Annotated in this window: 12 protein-coding genes and 1 pseudogene; 11 read left to right on the forward strand and 2 right to left on the reverse strand. The window is 69.1% G+C overall.

The window, feature by feature from the left end:
• Positions 1 to 229 (reverse strand): annotated as a pseudogene (locus NG1_RS37900) (hypothetical protein); the annotation flags it as partial.
• A gap of 430 nt (positions 230 to 659) precedes the next feature.
• Here NG1_RS37900 and NG1_RS36970 point away from each other — a divergent pair.
• The 9 genes from NG1_RS36970 to NG1_RS25985 all read left to right on the forward strand — a co-directional run bounded on the left by NG1_RS36970 (position 660) and on the right by NG1_RS25985 (position 10856).
• Positions 660 to 1235: a hypothetical protein gene (locus NG1_RS36970; RefSeq protein ID WP_157114233.1), complete on the forward strand. Its 576-nt coding sequence runs from the start codon at positions 660 to 662 to the stop codon at positions 1233 to 1235.
• A gap of 11 nt (positions 1236 to 1246) precedes the next feature.
• On the forward strand, positions 1247 to 2887 hold the full coding sequence (locus tag NG1_RS25950; protein WP_062975005.1) for a hypothetical protein: 1641 nt from the start codon (positions 1247 to 1249) through the stop codon (positions 2885 to 2887).
• A 45-nt stretch (positions 2888 to 2932) separates the two neighbouring features.
• Positions 2933 to 4399 carry a PPE domain-containing protein gene (locus tag NG1_RS25955; protein ID WP_062975007.1) on the forward strand — a complete coding sequence of 489 codons (1467 nt, stop codon included), beginning with the start codon at positions 2933 to 2935 and terminating at the stop codon, positions 4397 to 4399.
• Between the two features lie 22 nt (positions 4400 to 4421).
• Complete coding sequence (locus tag NG1_RS25960) at positions 4422 to 4760, forward strand: YbaB/EbfC family nucleoid-associated protein (RefSeq protein ID WP_062975009.1); 339 nt, start codon at positions 4422 to 4424, stop codon at positions 4758 to 4760.
• Entirely contained in the window at positions 4757 to 5482 is a 726-nt protein-coding gene (locus NG1_RS25965) for a hypothetical protein (protein WP_063825259.1), read from the forward strand. Before NG1_RS25960 ends, NG1_RS25965 begins: the two co-directional genes overlap by 4 nt.
• Positions 5479 to 5853 carry a hypothetical protein gene (locus tag NG1_RS25970; protein WP_062975011.1) on the forward strand — a complete coding sequence of 125 codons (375 nt, stop codon included), beginning with the start codon at positions 5479 to 5481 and terminating at the stop codon, positions 5851 to 5853. Before NG1_RS25965 ends, NG1_RS25970 begins: the two co-directional genes overlap by 4 nt.
• Before the next feature lie 37 nt (positions 5854 to 5890).
• The gene (locus NG1_RS25975; protein ID WP_062975013.1) at positions 5891 to 6211 is read left to right on the forward strand and encodes a hypothetical protein; all 321 of its coding nucleotides are present in this window, start codon (positions 5891 to 5893) and stop codon (positions 6209 to 6211) included.
• Positions 6212 to 6218: 7 nt separating this feature from the next.
• Complete coding sequence (locus NG1_RS25980; RefSeq protein WP_062975014.1) at positions 6219 to 8774, forward strand: hypothetical protein; 2556 nt, start codon at positions 6219 to 6221, stop codon at positions 8772 to 8774.
• Positions 8775 to 8918: 144 nt separating this feature from the next.
• Positions 8919 to 10856, forward strand: coding sequence for a type VII secretion target (locus tag NG1_RS25985; RefSeq protein ID WP_062975016.1), 1938 nt, complete (start codon positions 8919 to 8921; stop codon positions 10854 to 10856).
• A gap of 503 nt (positions 10857 to 11359) precedes the next feature.
• Here NG1_RS25985 and NG1_RS25990 read toward each other — a convergent pair.
• A complete protein-coding gene (locus tag NG1_RS25990; protein WP_062975018.1) occupies positions 11360 to 12514 on the reverse strand; it encodes a hypothetical protein in 1155 nt (384 codons plus the stop codon).
• A 143-nt stretch (positions 12515 to 12657) separates the two neighbouring features.
• Between NG1_RS25990 and NG1_RS25995 the strand changes: the two genes are divergently transcribed.
• Positions 12658 to 13605: a C40 family peptidase gene (locus tag NG1_RS25995; RefSeq protein ID WP_062975020.1), complete on the forward strand. Its 948-nt coding sequence runs from the start codon at positions 12658 to 12660 to the stop codon at positions 13603 to 13605.
• Between the two features lie 27 nt (positions 13606 to 13632).
• Positions 13633 to 15264: a WXG100-like domain-containing protein gene (locus NG1_RS26000; protein ID WP_062975022.1), complete on the forward strand. Its 1632-nt coding sequence runs from the start codon at positions 13633 to 13635 to the stop codon at positions 15262 to 15264.
• The last annotated feature ends 396 nt before the right edge of the window (positions 15265 to 15660 follow it).

Genomic DNA, 15660 nt, shown 5'->3' on the forward strand with positions numbered 1-15660 from the left:
CCCGACCCGCCTGCCCGGCGTCACTGGCCGGACCGGGCGCAGAAGCACCCGATTGACCCGGCGCAGGGGGAATGCTCGGTTGTCCCGGCGCAGCTGTGCCCGGCCGTGATCGCTGCTGATCCGGTCGGCTCGACCACGGCGTCACCGGCCCGGCCTGCTGATCTTCCGCCGTTTCCGGTTCTTTTGCTTCCACCTCGACCCCGGCGGGCCAGATTTCAGCAGAGGTCATGATCTTCCCCCGGTTGTCGGTGCCATCAGCAGGTGGAGGACGCTCGAGCGGTAGATTCGAGCAGCGGGTCACAGGAGTTCATCCAACATTCCTCACAAGTCGCTGTGAACTATCTGGCAGCCTGGACAATCCGCGCATGTCAGTGTAGATGGATTCGGACCGGCCGCCTCCGTTCTGCCAGCGCTGCGCTTCCCGCAGTTGGGAAGCCTAGACAATGAAGACGTCGAAAGTAGGTCTCACTCATGGTCCATCGTCGCGTACGCCGCTTCGATCGACGATGGGGGAGTTCGATCGAAAGGCGGACTTTGCCGTGGTGAGGCACGAGCCTTGCGAGCCTCTGACCCAGGTCGGGCCGGCCGCAATGAACGCAAGTGAAGACCAGCAAGCCGCCGTGAACCGGCGCTCCGCCTAGCATCCTCGAGGTGATCCCATGCCCTTCGGCGTTTCATGGTCGAGTATCGGTAAGTTTGCGGCCACCACCGGTCTCACCGTTGCCGGTGGTGCGCTCGGGTCGGTTATCCCGGGTGTCGGCACGGCGATCGGCGTTGCGGCGGGCAGTGCGCTGGGCGGCTTCATAGCGGAAACGGCCTGGGACGCAACTGTCGAAGACAAAAGCTGGGGCGAGTCCTTGAATAATGGCGTCGAAACCGGCGCCTTGTCATTGCTGGGAGGGGGGGTGGGCGGCGCCGCCCGGGGTGCGTTTGCGACGTTGGGTGGGCGAAATCTCGCGAGGCGGATGCTCGACGGTGCAATCCACCCGGGTATCAGAAATCCCACCGCGATTGCCCGAGCAACATGGGGTAGGGATGTCCGAACGGCGTTCAATGGTAGGGGCGTCTCACTGAATGCCGCCCGCGGCTGGTTGACCGGTGCCGGCGTGGGTGCCGGTTTTTCGGGTGTCTCGCATTCGGGGGGGCCGGGCTCGGCTCCGGGACAAGGGCAGTCGTACCCCGCGACGCTGCCGACCAAGCCACTCAATGCATCGACGACGTTTAGCACCAGCTGAGGGGTGGCGCTATGGCCGACATGCACCCGATGCTGATGCCCGATCGAAAGAAGATTCAGGAGGGCGACTACCCCCCTGAATGGGTCTTCTCGGTCTTCACCGATTCCTGCTTCAAGACCTTGTATCAAAACTTCGACGGGATCTGGAAGATTCTCGGCAAAGATTCCAAGGGCGATCCCCCCAAAGCTCCGGACGTGCCGCAGGTCCCCCCTGCGAATATCGGCAGTTTCACCAACTACGCGGAAGTAGCGGTGCAACTTCAGCGGTCGTACACCGATCTGAACGGCAACATCACCGAGCTCGTGAATTCGATACGCGAATCCGGGAAATGGTCCGAGGCGGGGCAGGAAGCGACCAACAAGGTAATCGACGAAAAAGTCGTCGCGATGGCCCCTATCGCTCCACCGCAGGGCATACAGATCGACAGTCATATCTTGACTTGGGTCACCGCCGCCAACGATTCCCTTGCGAGCGAGATCGATGCCGTCAGGCAGGGGCAGAGCGGCGTGGCCAAGGATATCGACGATCAGACGAAGATGATCAAGGACCTGCAAGATCAGATAAAGAAACTGGAGGCGGCGCAGGCCAACCCGGCGGGCACTCCGCCTGCCGTCGACGGGTCGAACTGGCCGACGGCCCCCGGTACCACCGACCAGACGATCCCGCCGGCCGTGGACAACTCCGACTTTCCCACCGGCCTGGACAGTCTGGACGACGGCTCGGATACCGACAGCCTGACGCCGGCCGGACTGGACCCCTCCGGTACGGACCCCTCCGGCCTGAACAGCCAGACGCCGAGCAGTCTCGATCCCACCGGGACGACCACCCCGGGCGTGACGACACCCACCACGCCGAGCGTGCCGTCGACGCCCGCCACGTCGCCGATGGGCTCCGGCATGGACATGATGAGTTCCATGCTGCCGATGATGATGCAGCAGGCGATGATGCGGAACATGGCCGACCAGGACTTGAACAGCCGTCGCAGGGACCTGGATCCGAGCCGCTACGACGACGAGCTCGATGCGGTGGCTCCGCCGCCGGTCGCGCCGCCGGTCACGGCCCAGCCCGCGGTCGCGCAGCCGTCCACGACGGCTCCGGCGACGACGCAGCACACCGGGACGCCCGCCGGCACAACGTCTTCCACACAACCCACGGTGGCACCGGGCCGTACCCCGGGCGCCGACGGCAGTGTGGAATACACCTTCCCCGACGGACGCACACAGAAGGTTTCCGCGATGGTCGCCCAAGCCCTGGACGCGGCGTTCGGCAACCGCAGCGCCACCGACGCGCAGAAGGCGTACGAGAAGACGTCGGCGAAGTGGTCGGACAAGAAGCAGATCGGCACTCCCGTCGACCCGTTCCAGCTGATGACCGGAGACGTCGCCGTATGGGAGAAGCGGACTGCGATCCTCGTGGTATTCCCCTCCGAGGATGGCGCAGGCACGCTGGAGGCCGTTATCGACGGCGAGCTCAAGCCGTGCAACCCGCCGGAGATGACCGATAAAGCTGGAGAATTCGGTAGCTTCACCGGGTTCGTGCACCCGAAGGGCATCGAGATGACCGCGCCGGCAGACGGGGGCGCGCCCCCGGCGACGCCGGGCTCGGCCGATCAGTCCGCGGCCGCGGCAATGCCGGTTGTCGCGGCGGGCTGATCGTGCGAGCAATGTGACAGCGGCGGATGAGGAGAGGAGGTCGCGATGGCGCTGAATGTGGATCCGCAGGAACTCGTCGCTGCGGCGTCGAAACTCGCCGCGATGGCGCGCGATACCGGGGCCGCGATCCCCGGCGGATGGGTCGTGCCCGCGGGCGCTGACCCGATCTCGGCTGCCGCGGTGCCGCAGCTCAACGCCCAGGCAGCATCGCTGCTCAACGGAATGGCCGGTGTTCTCACCGATATCCAGCGCACCGCGTACAACATCGGCGCGGCTGCCGCGGATTACACCGCGGCCGACGACCGCGGCGCCCGGACCATCAACGGCAGCGGCGGTGAGCTCCTCGCCAATCCGGTCGGCGATGTACAGGAGATCGGCCAGCGGCGACCGCCCGCGCTGCGGTTCCCTGTCGCGGGCGGCGCGGTCGACCCGTTGACGTTCGCTCAGCAGCTGCACTCGGGCCCCGGGCCCGGTGCGGCAAAGGGATTCGCCGACGCGCTGCGCAAATTCGCCGGGGGCCCCCATCTGGCGGCCATCGAGGGAGTGAATTCGGCGGCGAAGTCGATGCAGCACTGGGAGCCTGTCGGCACCGCGGCGGCGACCGAACTCGGTCAGCGTCGCGGGTGGCTCGACCAGCTCGGCACCGGCCTGGGGATGCTGGCCGACGGAATCGACACCTACAGCGACGCGTTCCGCACCGCGAAGGCCAAACATCCCACACCGGAGGAGATCATCGCCGCGCGTAAGGAGCTGATCGCGGCGATGCGCTCCAAGAACGAACTCGGCATCCAGGCGGCCTTGGCGAAATTCAACGAGCAGAACGCTCGTTCGGCGGAGACCATCACCGGTTACTCCACCGAAGTCGGCTCCAAGGTCGGAGCGAGTGAGGGTGCCAGTGAGGGCGCGGGAAAGGGCGACAGCAGCGGCGACTCCAGCGCGTTGACCCAGATGCTGCCCGCACTGATGAGCGCGATGGCCTCGGCCGGAATGCCGCTGAGTCAGCTCGGGCAGTCGGACGCGTCGGACATCGGTGACGACTACGGCCTCGACGAGTACGGCTACGACGATCTGGGCATCCCGAGTGGGCTCGGTACGGGCAGCCCGAGCGGGATGCCCTCAGGCAGCCCTGGCCTCGGCATCCCGGATATCGAGGCGGAAACCGTCGCGGCGACCGCCCTGCCGGTGGCTGCGGCGGCCACCCTGGGGTCGGGCATGCCGCGCGCATCGGTCATCGAACCCCTCGGCACCCCGTCGGCCGCCAACGCCGCCGCCGCGCGCGGCGGTTCGCCGATGATGCCGTACATGCCGATGTCGCCGGGCATGGGCAACTCGGGCAGCAACAACGACCGCAACCGGGTCGTGGCGTGGCATCCCGACCGCTTGATGTATGTCGACGACACGCCGCACACCGAAGCGGTGATCGGCGAACGGCCGACCATCGCCCCGACCGTCACCCCCCCGACGCCCACACCGAGCAACCAGAACCCTTCCCAAACCGGAGGTAACGCATGAGTGAGCACAGCGAGGTGGAGTCGTGAGTTCCATCCACCCGGACGTGCAGGCGGCTTTGGACGCCGCCCGCGATCTCCGGCACCGGATCGCCGAGATGCGGGAGAAGATCGACAACATCCGGGCCCGCAGGCCGTCACCGAGCGGCGCGGTCATCCCGGAGGTCGACGCGATGGGCAAGTTGACCGATCTCTACCTCGCTCCGGGGACCGCCGCTCGCCTCACCGGCCCGGAACTGGTGGCCGAGATCATGGCCGCCATCCGGGAGAGTACCGCCGATGCGGCGCGGCAGTATCAAAGCGTCATGGAGACGCCCGTCGAGGGAACCGAGCCGGTCGCCACCGCTTCGGGGCAGTCCGGATGACCGAGCCCGCCCCGGACGTCACCGTCGCCGACACCGTCCGGTGGCTGCACGACGAGGGGCTGGTCCGGCTGGCCGGGGTGGCGGAGGGCATCTCGGAGACGATCGTCGCCTACACGATCGACGTCGCCACCGGAACCGTCTCCGCGCATCCCGCCACCGGCGGCGGTGTCGGCGCGGACGTGGTGTCGCTGGCCGCCGACGACCTGCCGTACCCGGTCGGCACTGCCCGGCGTCTGGTGATCGCCGGTGTCACGACCACGGACGCGGTACTGGTGGTCGACTTGGCGGCGACCTTGACGATCGCGATCAACGCCGACCACCCGGAGCAGACGGCCCGGTCCTGGGTGCTGCAACTGCTGTTGAATCCGGAGGTCACGATCACCACCAACAGCGCCGACGTCGCCATCGGCAGCAGCGCCCGGTTGCGGCAGAGTTTCATTCCGGGCGGCGGCGCGACCCTGGTCAACGTCGACGACACCCGCCCGCCGGTGACGGCGGTGACGTTGAACCCGGCTACCGAAGGTCCCGACCATCTGGACGTTGCCCCGGACGGCACGGGGGAGCTGTATCTCGGTGCCCGGTTCTGGCAGTTGCGCCAGATCATGCGTATCGAGGACGCCGCCTGGTCCGCGCTGGCGGCGCGCCTGGAATCGGTCACCGACGATTCCGATTACCTGACCGATCCCCGCCCCGGCGAACGATTCTCGGAGACCAGCCGATGACCGACATGCACCCGATCCAGGTGGACGACTACGACTTCGATGACGACGACCGGTCGGAGGCCGCGGCACCGGACTGGCGGAACATGACCTACGAGGTGTTCAACCCCGACCACACCGTCGGCGTCGGATGCGACCGGGACGGAGAGATCATCGGCCTGTACATCACCGATGACGCCCGCGACAACGGCGACGAGTGGTTGGCGTCCCAGATCGTGAAGCTCGCGCGGCTGGCGCACGCGAAATCGCGCGTGGGGCTGCGGGCCGAGATGGAGTACAAGGGGACCCGTTCCTACACGATCGACTCGTTCGATCTTCCGACCGAGGCGTCGTATCGCGCCATGGAGGAATCCGAGTTCCGACGCGACACCTGAGTTGCCGACCGCCGCAACGGCGAGACAGGACAGCGACATGACCGACGCATTCGATACCGACGACCCGCACGAGGTGGTCGCCGCCGCGCACAAGTTCCGGACCGCGATCGCCACGATCGGCGGCCAGGTCGGGCAGATCAGTGATGGTTTCGTCGCGCCACGGCGAGCGGAATCGGAGATCGACCGGCGACTGGTGGCGCACACGCAGTGGATCAAGTCGACGTTCGAGCACGCGGTTCGGGCCAACGGCCGCCGCGTGGACGCGACGACTCAGGTCACCGCCCAAGTGTCCTACACCCACGCCGACGCCGATCGCGCAGGCGCCGCTGCGGTGCGGCGCCGCACCGAATCCATCTGATTCGCTGATGGAACCGGAGCGCTACAGTCCGTACTGGGACGCCATCGTCGGCGACAACTGGCCGGCGATTCCGCCGGGGGACTGGAGCGCGCTGGAACGTCTCGCGCGAGACGGCGCGGGGGCGTTGGACTTGCTCGACGCCGAGAGCAAACGCCGCGGCTTCGACGAACATGCCCGCTCCAGTGCCGGTCTGCAACCGATCAAGGACGACATGCTGCGCCAGCGGATGAACCCGCAGGCGTTCGCCGACGCGCTCGAGGCCGCCGCGGACACCTTCCGGGATTTTTCCGACCTGGTGTATCGGACCCGCAACAAGATCTTGGACATCGTCGAGGAGACCACCTCGCGGATCAACGCGACGAGACGCGCGGCCGCGGCGGAAGAGGACGAATCCGATGCTCAGGCCCTCCGTAACCGGATACCCGGCATGATCGCCGCCGCCAGGGACGACGTGGAGGATGTCGTTCGCGCGGCGCTCGGTTCGATCAGCCCGCAGGGCCTGCCCAGTTTGGGCTTGATCGCCGACGCGCTGGGGCAGCCGGGGCCTTGGGAGCCGGGCCACCGCAGTGCGGACGACCACAGTGGGGACGTCCATCACCAGCACCGGCCCGCGCAGGACCACTCCGGCAATCCGCGGCACGACGGCTCGCCGCGGACGAATCGGCCGAAAGACGATTTCCCGGTTGCCATGCTCCCGCAAGATGACGACGACCGACCGGTGACCACCGATCCGTTCGGCCCGCTGCTGCCCGGTGACCCGCTCGGGGAGCGACCCGATCCCATTGCCACCGAGGACAGCTCCGGTCCGCCGTCGACCGGCCCGGCGCCGGATCAGTACATCCCCGGCGGACCGGCGACTGTCCCGGTGAACACCGCGCCGGGCGGCGGCTTGGAGGACGGGCACGGTCTGCCCGCCGCGGGCGTTCCGCCGCGCGGGCAGGTCACCGGCACCGAGCACATGGCACCGGGCCGGGATGTCCCGGTGGACAGCGATGCTCAGGATTCGGCCGGTCCGGACGCGCGGGATTCCCATCGGAGCGATCCCGATGTCCCGGCCGAGGCGGCCGAGGCGGCCGAGTCCGCGACCCCCGACCGCTCCGGCACCGTTTCTGCGGCGGAATCGCACGACACGGCAGCGCCCGAGCAGTTCACCGGTTCCTCCGCCTCCGTGGGCGATCCCGGTACGTCGGTGCCGCCGCCGCTGATCCTTCCGCCACCGGTCGCGGCGCCTGCTTCCACCGCACCGTTCGCACCGTTCGCGCCGGCTGCCTCGGCCGCTCCCGCTGGACCGGCGGTCTCCGCTCCGGCGGCACAGGCCGGCTCCGTCCCCCCGCCGCAAGTTCAGGCGAAGCAGACCGGTCCTCCGCCCGGCGAATCGCGTGGGCCGGTCGCCACCCCCAAGATCACGGCGGCGAGCGTGGGAACGCCGCCGGGTGCGGGCGGCGCCGCCAAAGCGCAGCCACCGGAACGGACCGAGCAGCGCACCGACGCGGGTAAGGACGGCGCGGACGACAGCGACGAGTCGATGCGCACTGTGGTCGGTGCGGCCATGACGTCGGCGGCCGCCCCGGCATTCGTCCTCGGCGAGCGAGTGGACGGCGATCTGGTGCTGGCCCGCACGCTGTTGAGCGGGGTGCTGGCGGCGGGCGGTGATGCCGTCCTCGGGCTCGGCTGGGCGGTTTCGGTGATGCGCCATCCCAGCGGCATCAGCGCGTTCGTCACCTCGAACGAGGGCCGCGGCTGGATACCGGCCGGGCTGTACCTGCCGCGTGAGCTATCCACCCCATGGGTGTGGGAGGTGGCCGAGAACGCGTGGGAGGGCGTCGCCGATCCCGCACGCGTGCTGGCGGAGTTCGGGATCGCCTGGGGACGCAGGTCCGGCGCCCGGCTGACCGCTATCGCCTCCTCGGCGGACGTCGATGCCGATCTGCGACGACAGCTGGGTGACGTGCCGATCGAGGGCGAAGTGGCCGCCTCGTCGGCGATGGATTTCAGCGCACCGAAGCCGAGTCTGGCCGACCGCCTCGAATTGGTCGGGGCCGCGGCGCTGGTGCGGCGGGCGGCGGCCACACCGGAGTCGGAGATCGGAGTGCGATGCTGGGAGTTGGCCTCCGACGCGCACGCTCGCGTCCACAAGGCCGGTCTCGGCTCGCCTGCCGCGCTGGGCGCGCCCGCGGCACGCGAGCGGATCCTCGGCGCACTGCGGCAGCGCCGCGAGGTGTCGCAGGAATTGTGGGAGGAGCTTCGGGATGCCGACGACCTGCTCACAGCGACAATGCTTTCGCACCGCGCCGATGTGTCCAGGGTTGCGCTGGGTGAGCTGCGCGCCGACCAGGCCGACGGCAGGCACGCTTCGGAGATGAGCGCGCTGCGCGCCATGGTCTTCGAGCGGCGGTGCGACGAACTCGTGCTGCTGCTCGCCGAGGCGGCGACTCGGCAGACTCTGCGCGACGCGGTGTACGCGCACGCGCAGATCGTGAGTCACCCGGGTTTCGTCGCACCGGCTCCCACACCCGCCGCGCCCGCTCGGCGACCGACCATCACGGCGGGGCCGGGCCGCTGAGCGGAATCCGAATGCCGCGTCGAGTAACGCGTCGCCGTATACCGACCCTGGAGCGACCGCGCACCGGGCAACCGTCTCGCACTCCCCACCTCTGGGAAGAATCGACAATAGGGGGACGTGTGGTGGGAAAGGATTTGATCGAGCATGCCGAACAGCATGGAAATCGACCCTGCCGTTTTGCGTCAGCTGGCCGACCAGCACGACCGGGTCGCGCACGACACCAGGGAATGGGCCAAACCGCCCACGGAATGGCTCGCGAACTTCCTGCCCACCTACGGCAAGATCGCCTATCCGGTCTACGAAGCGCTGGAACGGTACTACGACGCCCGGCAGCGGGCGGGTGAGGCGCTGGCCAGCGAACACGATCGCACCGCTGACTCGCTGCGCGCGTCCGCGAACGCCTACGAACAATCCGACGAGGATTTCGCCAGCCACATCCGACAGGCAGGCGGCCTGACCGACACACCGTCCCCGACGGCGCCCCCCGGAACCTCGACCGATCCCTTCGGTTCGAACCGCCCGATCACGCCGACCGGGTCCGTGCCCGGTGATGGCCCGGTGACGGCCGATCCCAGTTCGGCCAAGCCGGTGTCCACCGGTCCCGCGGCGGCGGGCCCCGGCACCGCCGAGGACAACCCGCTCGCGACTTCGCCGGGTGGACCCAACGGGGCATCGCCTACGGGTACGGGTGTGCCCGGCGCGACCGCCGCTTCGACGGATCCGGGGAGCACCAATGGCGCGGGCACGCCGAACGCGACCGGAACCGGAACGTCGACACCCGGTGGGCCGTCGAGCACCGGCGTGACCGCGCCGGCGACGGCGGGCGTGCCGCCCGCGGGAGTCGGCCCGCTCAACGCGACCCCGGACGATCGAGCCGCCACGCAGCCGCCCAGCGGCGCGACGGGCCGAACGGACATGCCGCCCATGCCGGTGCCGGTCGCGAGCCCGTTCGCCGCCGCCGTCGCCTCGGCGAAGGACAAGGAGGCGGAACCCGCGTACGTGGTCGGCGGCCAGGTGAACGACGACCTGGTGCTGGCCAAGACGCTGCTCGGCAGCGTTCTCGCCGCCGTGGACTCGCCGGTGGGCATGGCCTGGGCTGTCGCGGTGATGCGGGGTCCAGGGGGAACGGGCGTCTTCATCACGTCGAACGAAGGCCGCGGCTGGTTGCCCGCCGGGTTGTTCCTGCCGCGTGAGGTCTCCACTCCGTGGAACTGGGACGAGTTGCTCGCCGCCGACGAAGGCGCGGGATCGCCATGGGAAGGCGTCACCGACCCGGCCCGGGTATTGGCGGAATTCGGCCTCGCCTGGGGCGCGAAGGCGAACGCGAATCTGTCGGCCCTCGTCTCGTCCGGGCCGATCGATCCGGGCTTGCGCTCACGATTCGGAGAAGCGGCGATGGAGGGGCTCATCAGCCCGTCCTACGACGTCGACCTGCGCGAGTTCACCCCGGATACGGCCGACCGTCTCGGCTTGACCGGTTCGATCGCGGGCCTGGAACACGTTTCGTCGGTACCGGACACCCAGGTGCAGTCGCGCTGTGTGGAACTGGCCGTGGATGCCCACGGGCAAGTCGGCCGGTCCGGATCGGTACCCGCCGAAGCCGCCGCGTCGCGCCGGGTCCGGGAACGGATCCTGGCCGACCTGCAAGCCGGAAGGCCGGTGCCGCGCGAGCTGTGGGACGAACTGCGCGACGCCGACGACCTGCTGGCGGCGTCGATGCTCGGGCAGCGGGTCGACGTGGGCCGGGTGGAGATCGGGCAGCTGCGACTGGACGCCGGGGTTTCGCCGTTGCGCGGCATGGTCTTCGAGCGGCGCTGCAACGAACTGGTGCTGCTGCTGGCGAACGAGCCGAGCAGGCAGACACTGCGCGACGCCGTCTATGCCCATGAACAGATCACGCTGCACCCGCAGTTCGTCTCGACCCCGGCGCCCGTCTCGACCGCCGTGCAGCCCGAGCGCGTCGCCCGGCCCGCCTCGGTTCCGTCGGTCACCGCACCGGAAGTCGCCGGAGGGCCGCCGCCTACCGTCGTGGCCGCGCCCTCGACGCCACCGCCTGCGGTGGCGCCTCCGGAGCGGTCGTGAAAAACGCTCCGCGATAAGTGATCCGGCGCTGACCGGGTCGCGGCAGGCCCGTCCTGCCGCGACCCGGTCAGCACTCTTCTCAATTCGACGACGAACTATTCCGACTCGGAGGCGGGCTCAACGAGGCGATGCGACGCGTGACCGGTGACGACACGAGTCCCAGCAGCTCGCGGACAGCCACTCACAGACGGGCAGCGGCTGTCCCGCAATGAGTGATCGACTTCGATGACGGGGGTGCAGCGCATTTCCCGGGCCGCTCCTGCCCGCCCGGTGCCGCGCTGCGGCGGCTGGGAGATCGGTGTGATCGACAGAAACCGAACCGGGGGCTATCTCAGTAATTCCTCGAGCCGCACCGCTTACCGGACCCGGACCGGCCGGTGCCCGGCTCCACCCATGCGACGTGCGCGGATCGGTACGACGCCGGTAGCGCGCAGTCCGCCTCCCTGGGCGCCGAATCGGCGAAAGGCGCAGTGGGTTGCCGACCGGAAAGGCGCTGGATCGGGCTACGCCTCGATGACGGGGGCGGCTTCCGCTTCCTGTTCGTCAACGACAGCCGCATCCTGTGTGGGCTCCCCGCCCGGCCGGTCGGACGCGGCGCGGTCCCTGGTCAGCCGAACCGGTATCACGGCGGGTGCCGTGGTCACCGTCGGAGTGGCGTTCGGGTCGTCTGCCGGTGCGGTATTCGCCGCCGGGGCGGCGGTGACGCCGCCGGGCTCCGCGGTGGCCGGTTGCGCGGCAGGCGGTTGCGCGTTCGGATCGCCCGGGGGCGGCGCGGCAGCGGGCGCGGCCTGATTGCCGGGCGGCGGTGCCTGGCCCGGCTGTCCCGGAGCGCCCTTGTGCTCGTTCTCCTCGGCCTTCTTCGCCTTGTCCTCGTCGGCTTTCTGCATCATCTCGGGTATCTGCGAGATCAGCGGCATCGCCGCCATCGGCAGCATCGCGAGCATCGGCAACAGTGACGACAGTCCTCCGTCACCACCCCCGCCGCTACCGCTGCTGCCTGCGGACGTGCCCCCTCCGCTGTTCTGACCGCCGCCGTTCGAGTTGCCCTTCCCGTTGCCGTTGGCCATGTCCTCGTTGAGGTCGGCGATCGCGGTGACCTTGTCGTAGACCGCCTCTACGGCGGCGGCGACCGCCTTGAGCAAGGGAAGCTCCTGAGCGGGCTTGAGTTTGGCGCTGCCCGCGGCCTTCAGCTTCGTATTCAGTTCGGTCACGATGGTCTTGATGGACCGCAGGGCCTGCACCTGTTCGGCGGCGACCGTGACGGAGGTCTTGACCACCTGATCGTCCATCTGCAGCAATTTCAGCTGCCTGGCCTCGACCTTGTCGACGGTCTTGCGGTATTCGTCGTCCGCCTCGCCCTTGCCGAGGGTTTCGTAGATCGCGGGCTTGAGCAGGTCGTCGACTTTCGGCGGGGGAGTGGTCATGCCACGGCCGAGCAGGTCCACGGCGGTCTGAATGGCGGTGTCGGCCAATGCGATGAAGGCGCGCAGCCCTTCCGACGCACCGGCCGGGCAGTGCAAATCGACCAGCCAGAAATGCTTGGCCTCGGAGGCGTAGCTCGCCAGGGGGCCGGATGCCGACACCGCCGCCTTTTTGGCTTCGGTATTCGTCGCCGTCGTCACCATGCCGCCGCCACCGCCTCTCAGAAGTCCTCCCATTGTCTCCGCTTCCCGATTCTGGGAAGTGGTTCATAGTTCGATTACCCACCCAGGAATGGGAATACGGCCGGATCGGTCCGGGCGACACAATAACGAGAAGAGTGTGAGAGGCGGTCGGTGATGAGCGATGGCGAGTCGGTCGAATGGCGCAGGCACTGACGAACGACCTGGACGGAGTGCTCCGATCGCTACTCGAGCTGTACGGCGCCGGCCAACCCGCCGGCCAGGCGGCGAGTGCGACCCAAGCGCTCGCGGCCGAACTGCGGGTCGCGTCCGGGGCGGTGGCCGTACGCTACGGCGAGGCGCAGGGCATGCAGCTGTCGATCGCGGAATCGCATGCGGGCAAGGACAGCATCGTCGGCAAGACCGTCGGCGAGTCCGGTGACGGAACGGTCAACGGCCGCGGCCGCCTGACCAATCACATCGCGGATTTCCAGAGCAGGATGCAGGCGATCGCCGCGGTGGGCGATACCCGCTTCAGCGGTCCCGCGCTGCTGGATGCCGCGCAGTCCACCATCTCCAACGCCACCAAGCAGGTCGACGCCGATGTCGCCGCCGCACGGCAACAGGCCGCGCAGATCATGCCGCCCGCGACGCCGGCGACCAGGCAGGCCCGGCACGGCGGTGCGCCGCGCAGGCGGCGACGGACGCGCTCGAGGTCCAGGTCCGCTTCCCGGCTGCGCCGCAACAACCCGGTCCGCTCCGACGGGACGAAGGGCAGCAACGCGGTGCTGGCCGCCAGCGACTGGCTCGGTACGCCCTACGTCTGGGGCGGGGGCGGCGCGGGCGGACCCAGCGGCGGCGGGTTCGACTGCTCGGGTCTGACGCAGTACGCCATCGCCCAGGCCAGTCACGGCGAAGTGGTGCTGCCCCGAACGACGTACGAGCAGATCTACAGCGGCGTCCGCGTGCATCCCGAGGATGTGCGCCCGGGTGACCTGGTGTTCCCCGCCGGATCATTCAGCACGCGCGGGCCCGAGCATGTGCAGCTGGCCGCCGGCAACGGCATGGTCATCGAGGCGCCCTACACCGGCTCGACCGTGAAGTGGTCGCGTATGCCGAGCGAAGCCGTCGTCGTGCGCGTGCTGTGAGCCGATGATCGGGGAGGAGAGCGCAGCGTGGCTATAGACATCCCCAGCGAGGTCGCGCTCTTCCTCAACATCTGCGGCATCCCGTACCCGGACATCAACGAGGACGACGTACGCGCCCTCGCCGGGCATGTGCGCACCTTCGCCGAGCAGGTGCAGGGCACGCACGACTCGGCGACCGGCGTGATAGACCAGATGGGGGCGTTCTACTCGGGGGAGTCCTACCAGCAGCTCGTCGCCACGTGGGCGACCATGAGTTCGACCCACATGCGGCAACTCGAGAGTGCGTGCAAGCTCGTGGGGCAGGCACTCGAGGTGGCGGCGACGGTGATCACCGCGGTGAAGGTGGCCGTCCTGGCCGAACTCGCCGCCTTGGCCGCGACCTACGCCTCGATCATGATCACACCGCCGCTCGCTCCTTCCGCGCCGCTGGTCGCCGCCGCCGCGCGCAAGCTGTGCGAGCAGATGGCGCAGTACCTGATCGGCTATATCGTCGCCGAAGTCATCGGCAAGGCGATCGAACCGCTCGAGCAGGCCATCGATGACATGGTCAAGGGGATCGTCTACGACGCCACCCGCGACGCGCTCGACATCCCGTCGTCGGGCAAACCCACGCCGCTGCGCATCGACCCGGACGCGGTGCAGCATTTCGCGAAAGTGCTCGACGATCACGCCGACGACATCATGCGGCACGCGGCGACGTTCGCGGAGAATGTCGCGACACTCGACTTCACGACATCGACGCCATTCGACGACGCGGTGCCGCCCACCACGACGGCCGGCGGCTCTCCCCCCGGACCCGTACCGACTCCGGAGCAATTGATTCGGCGGCACGGCGAACACCCCGAGGCACGCTTCGGCCCCGCCGCGGCGGGGCCGACCGTCATCGACAGACACGGAACCGATGATGCGCGCGTCCCTGCCGCCATGCGCGACGCCGCGAACCCCGCAGCGGCCGGGGGACGAGCGGCCGATCGAAACGGAGGCGGCGCGGGCGCGCCGGACCGGACCGCCGACCGGTCGGCCGCACCCGCCGGGACCGGACCTCGTGATCCTGGCTTGAATCCCGCGAAGATGTCGCCGGTCGCCGCCGTCGCGCCGAACGACGCGAACCCGAACGCGGACCGGGCGGCAGAAGTCGCGAGCCCCCGTGCCGTGTCCGCGCGGGACGGCGCCGACGCCGCGAGGGCGGCCACCCACGACGTGGCACCCGAGGTTCCGGCGCGGGGAGCGTTCGATTCCGAGGTTCGCCCGGCAGGCTCCGAGTCGGGCGTCGCCGCAGCCGCCGTCGACGTGCCCCCGGTCGACACGCGCACCCCCGACAGTCCCGAGATGGGAGGTCCGCTGACCGGCGCGGCCACTCCTTGGGGACGTGCGGGGCAACCGCCGGTCGCGTCGGATCCTGCTGCGAAGCCGGCGCATCCCGCGAAGGTTCCGCCGAAAGTACGTCGGCCCGCGGCCACTCCGTGGACCAAGAAACGCCGGACGCGGGAGGCTCCCGCCGTGGTGCACGCGCCGTCCGCGAGGCCGCCGCTGCGTTCGGTCCCGGAAAAGGGTTCCGAAGGAAACGGCGCGGTGAGCGCCGGTGTCGCCGACGCGCCCCCGGCGCCCTCGCGGGTAACGGCTCCGGCGGCCGATCGCATCGACCCGCCCCCTCCCTGACCGAAAACGCCCGTGACGCAAGAAAACCCATTCCCAGATGCGGGAATGGGTTGCTGAGTCCGAAGGTTGGCAGTGGTAGACGTAGGCCATCGAGGCTGCGGCCTCTGGTGTCCAACCCCCGCAACGGCCGGTGGCCTGCCGGTGCCACCGGCCGTTGCTTTTGGGTTCAGATCGTCGGGATGAGGGACCGGCGATCTGTGTTCAGACAGTACCCTCTTCTGTCGGAACGTTCAATAGCGTGCACCTAAATAGCGGCAAGAATTTTGCGGAAGCCCTGTGACCTGCTGCGCGGCGGCTGGGGGACCGGATCGCGGCTGGCCAGCCGCCGCCGAAGGGGTCGTCTGCAGGCGGATGATTGCCGACCCCGAGGTAAACATACCGTTAACTGACGGCACG

This window comes from Nocardia gamkensis NBRC 108242, assembly GCF_001612985.1.
GTDB lineage: Bacteria > Actinomycetota > Actinomycetes > Mycobacteriales > Mycobacteriaceae > Nocardia > Nocardia gamkensis.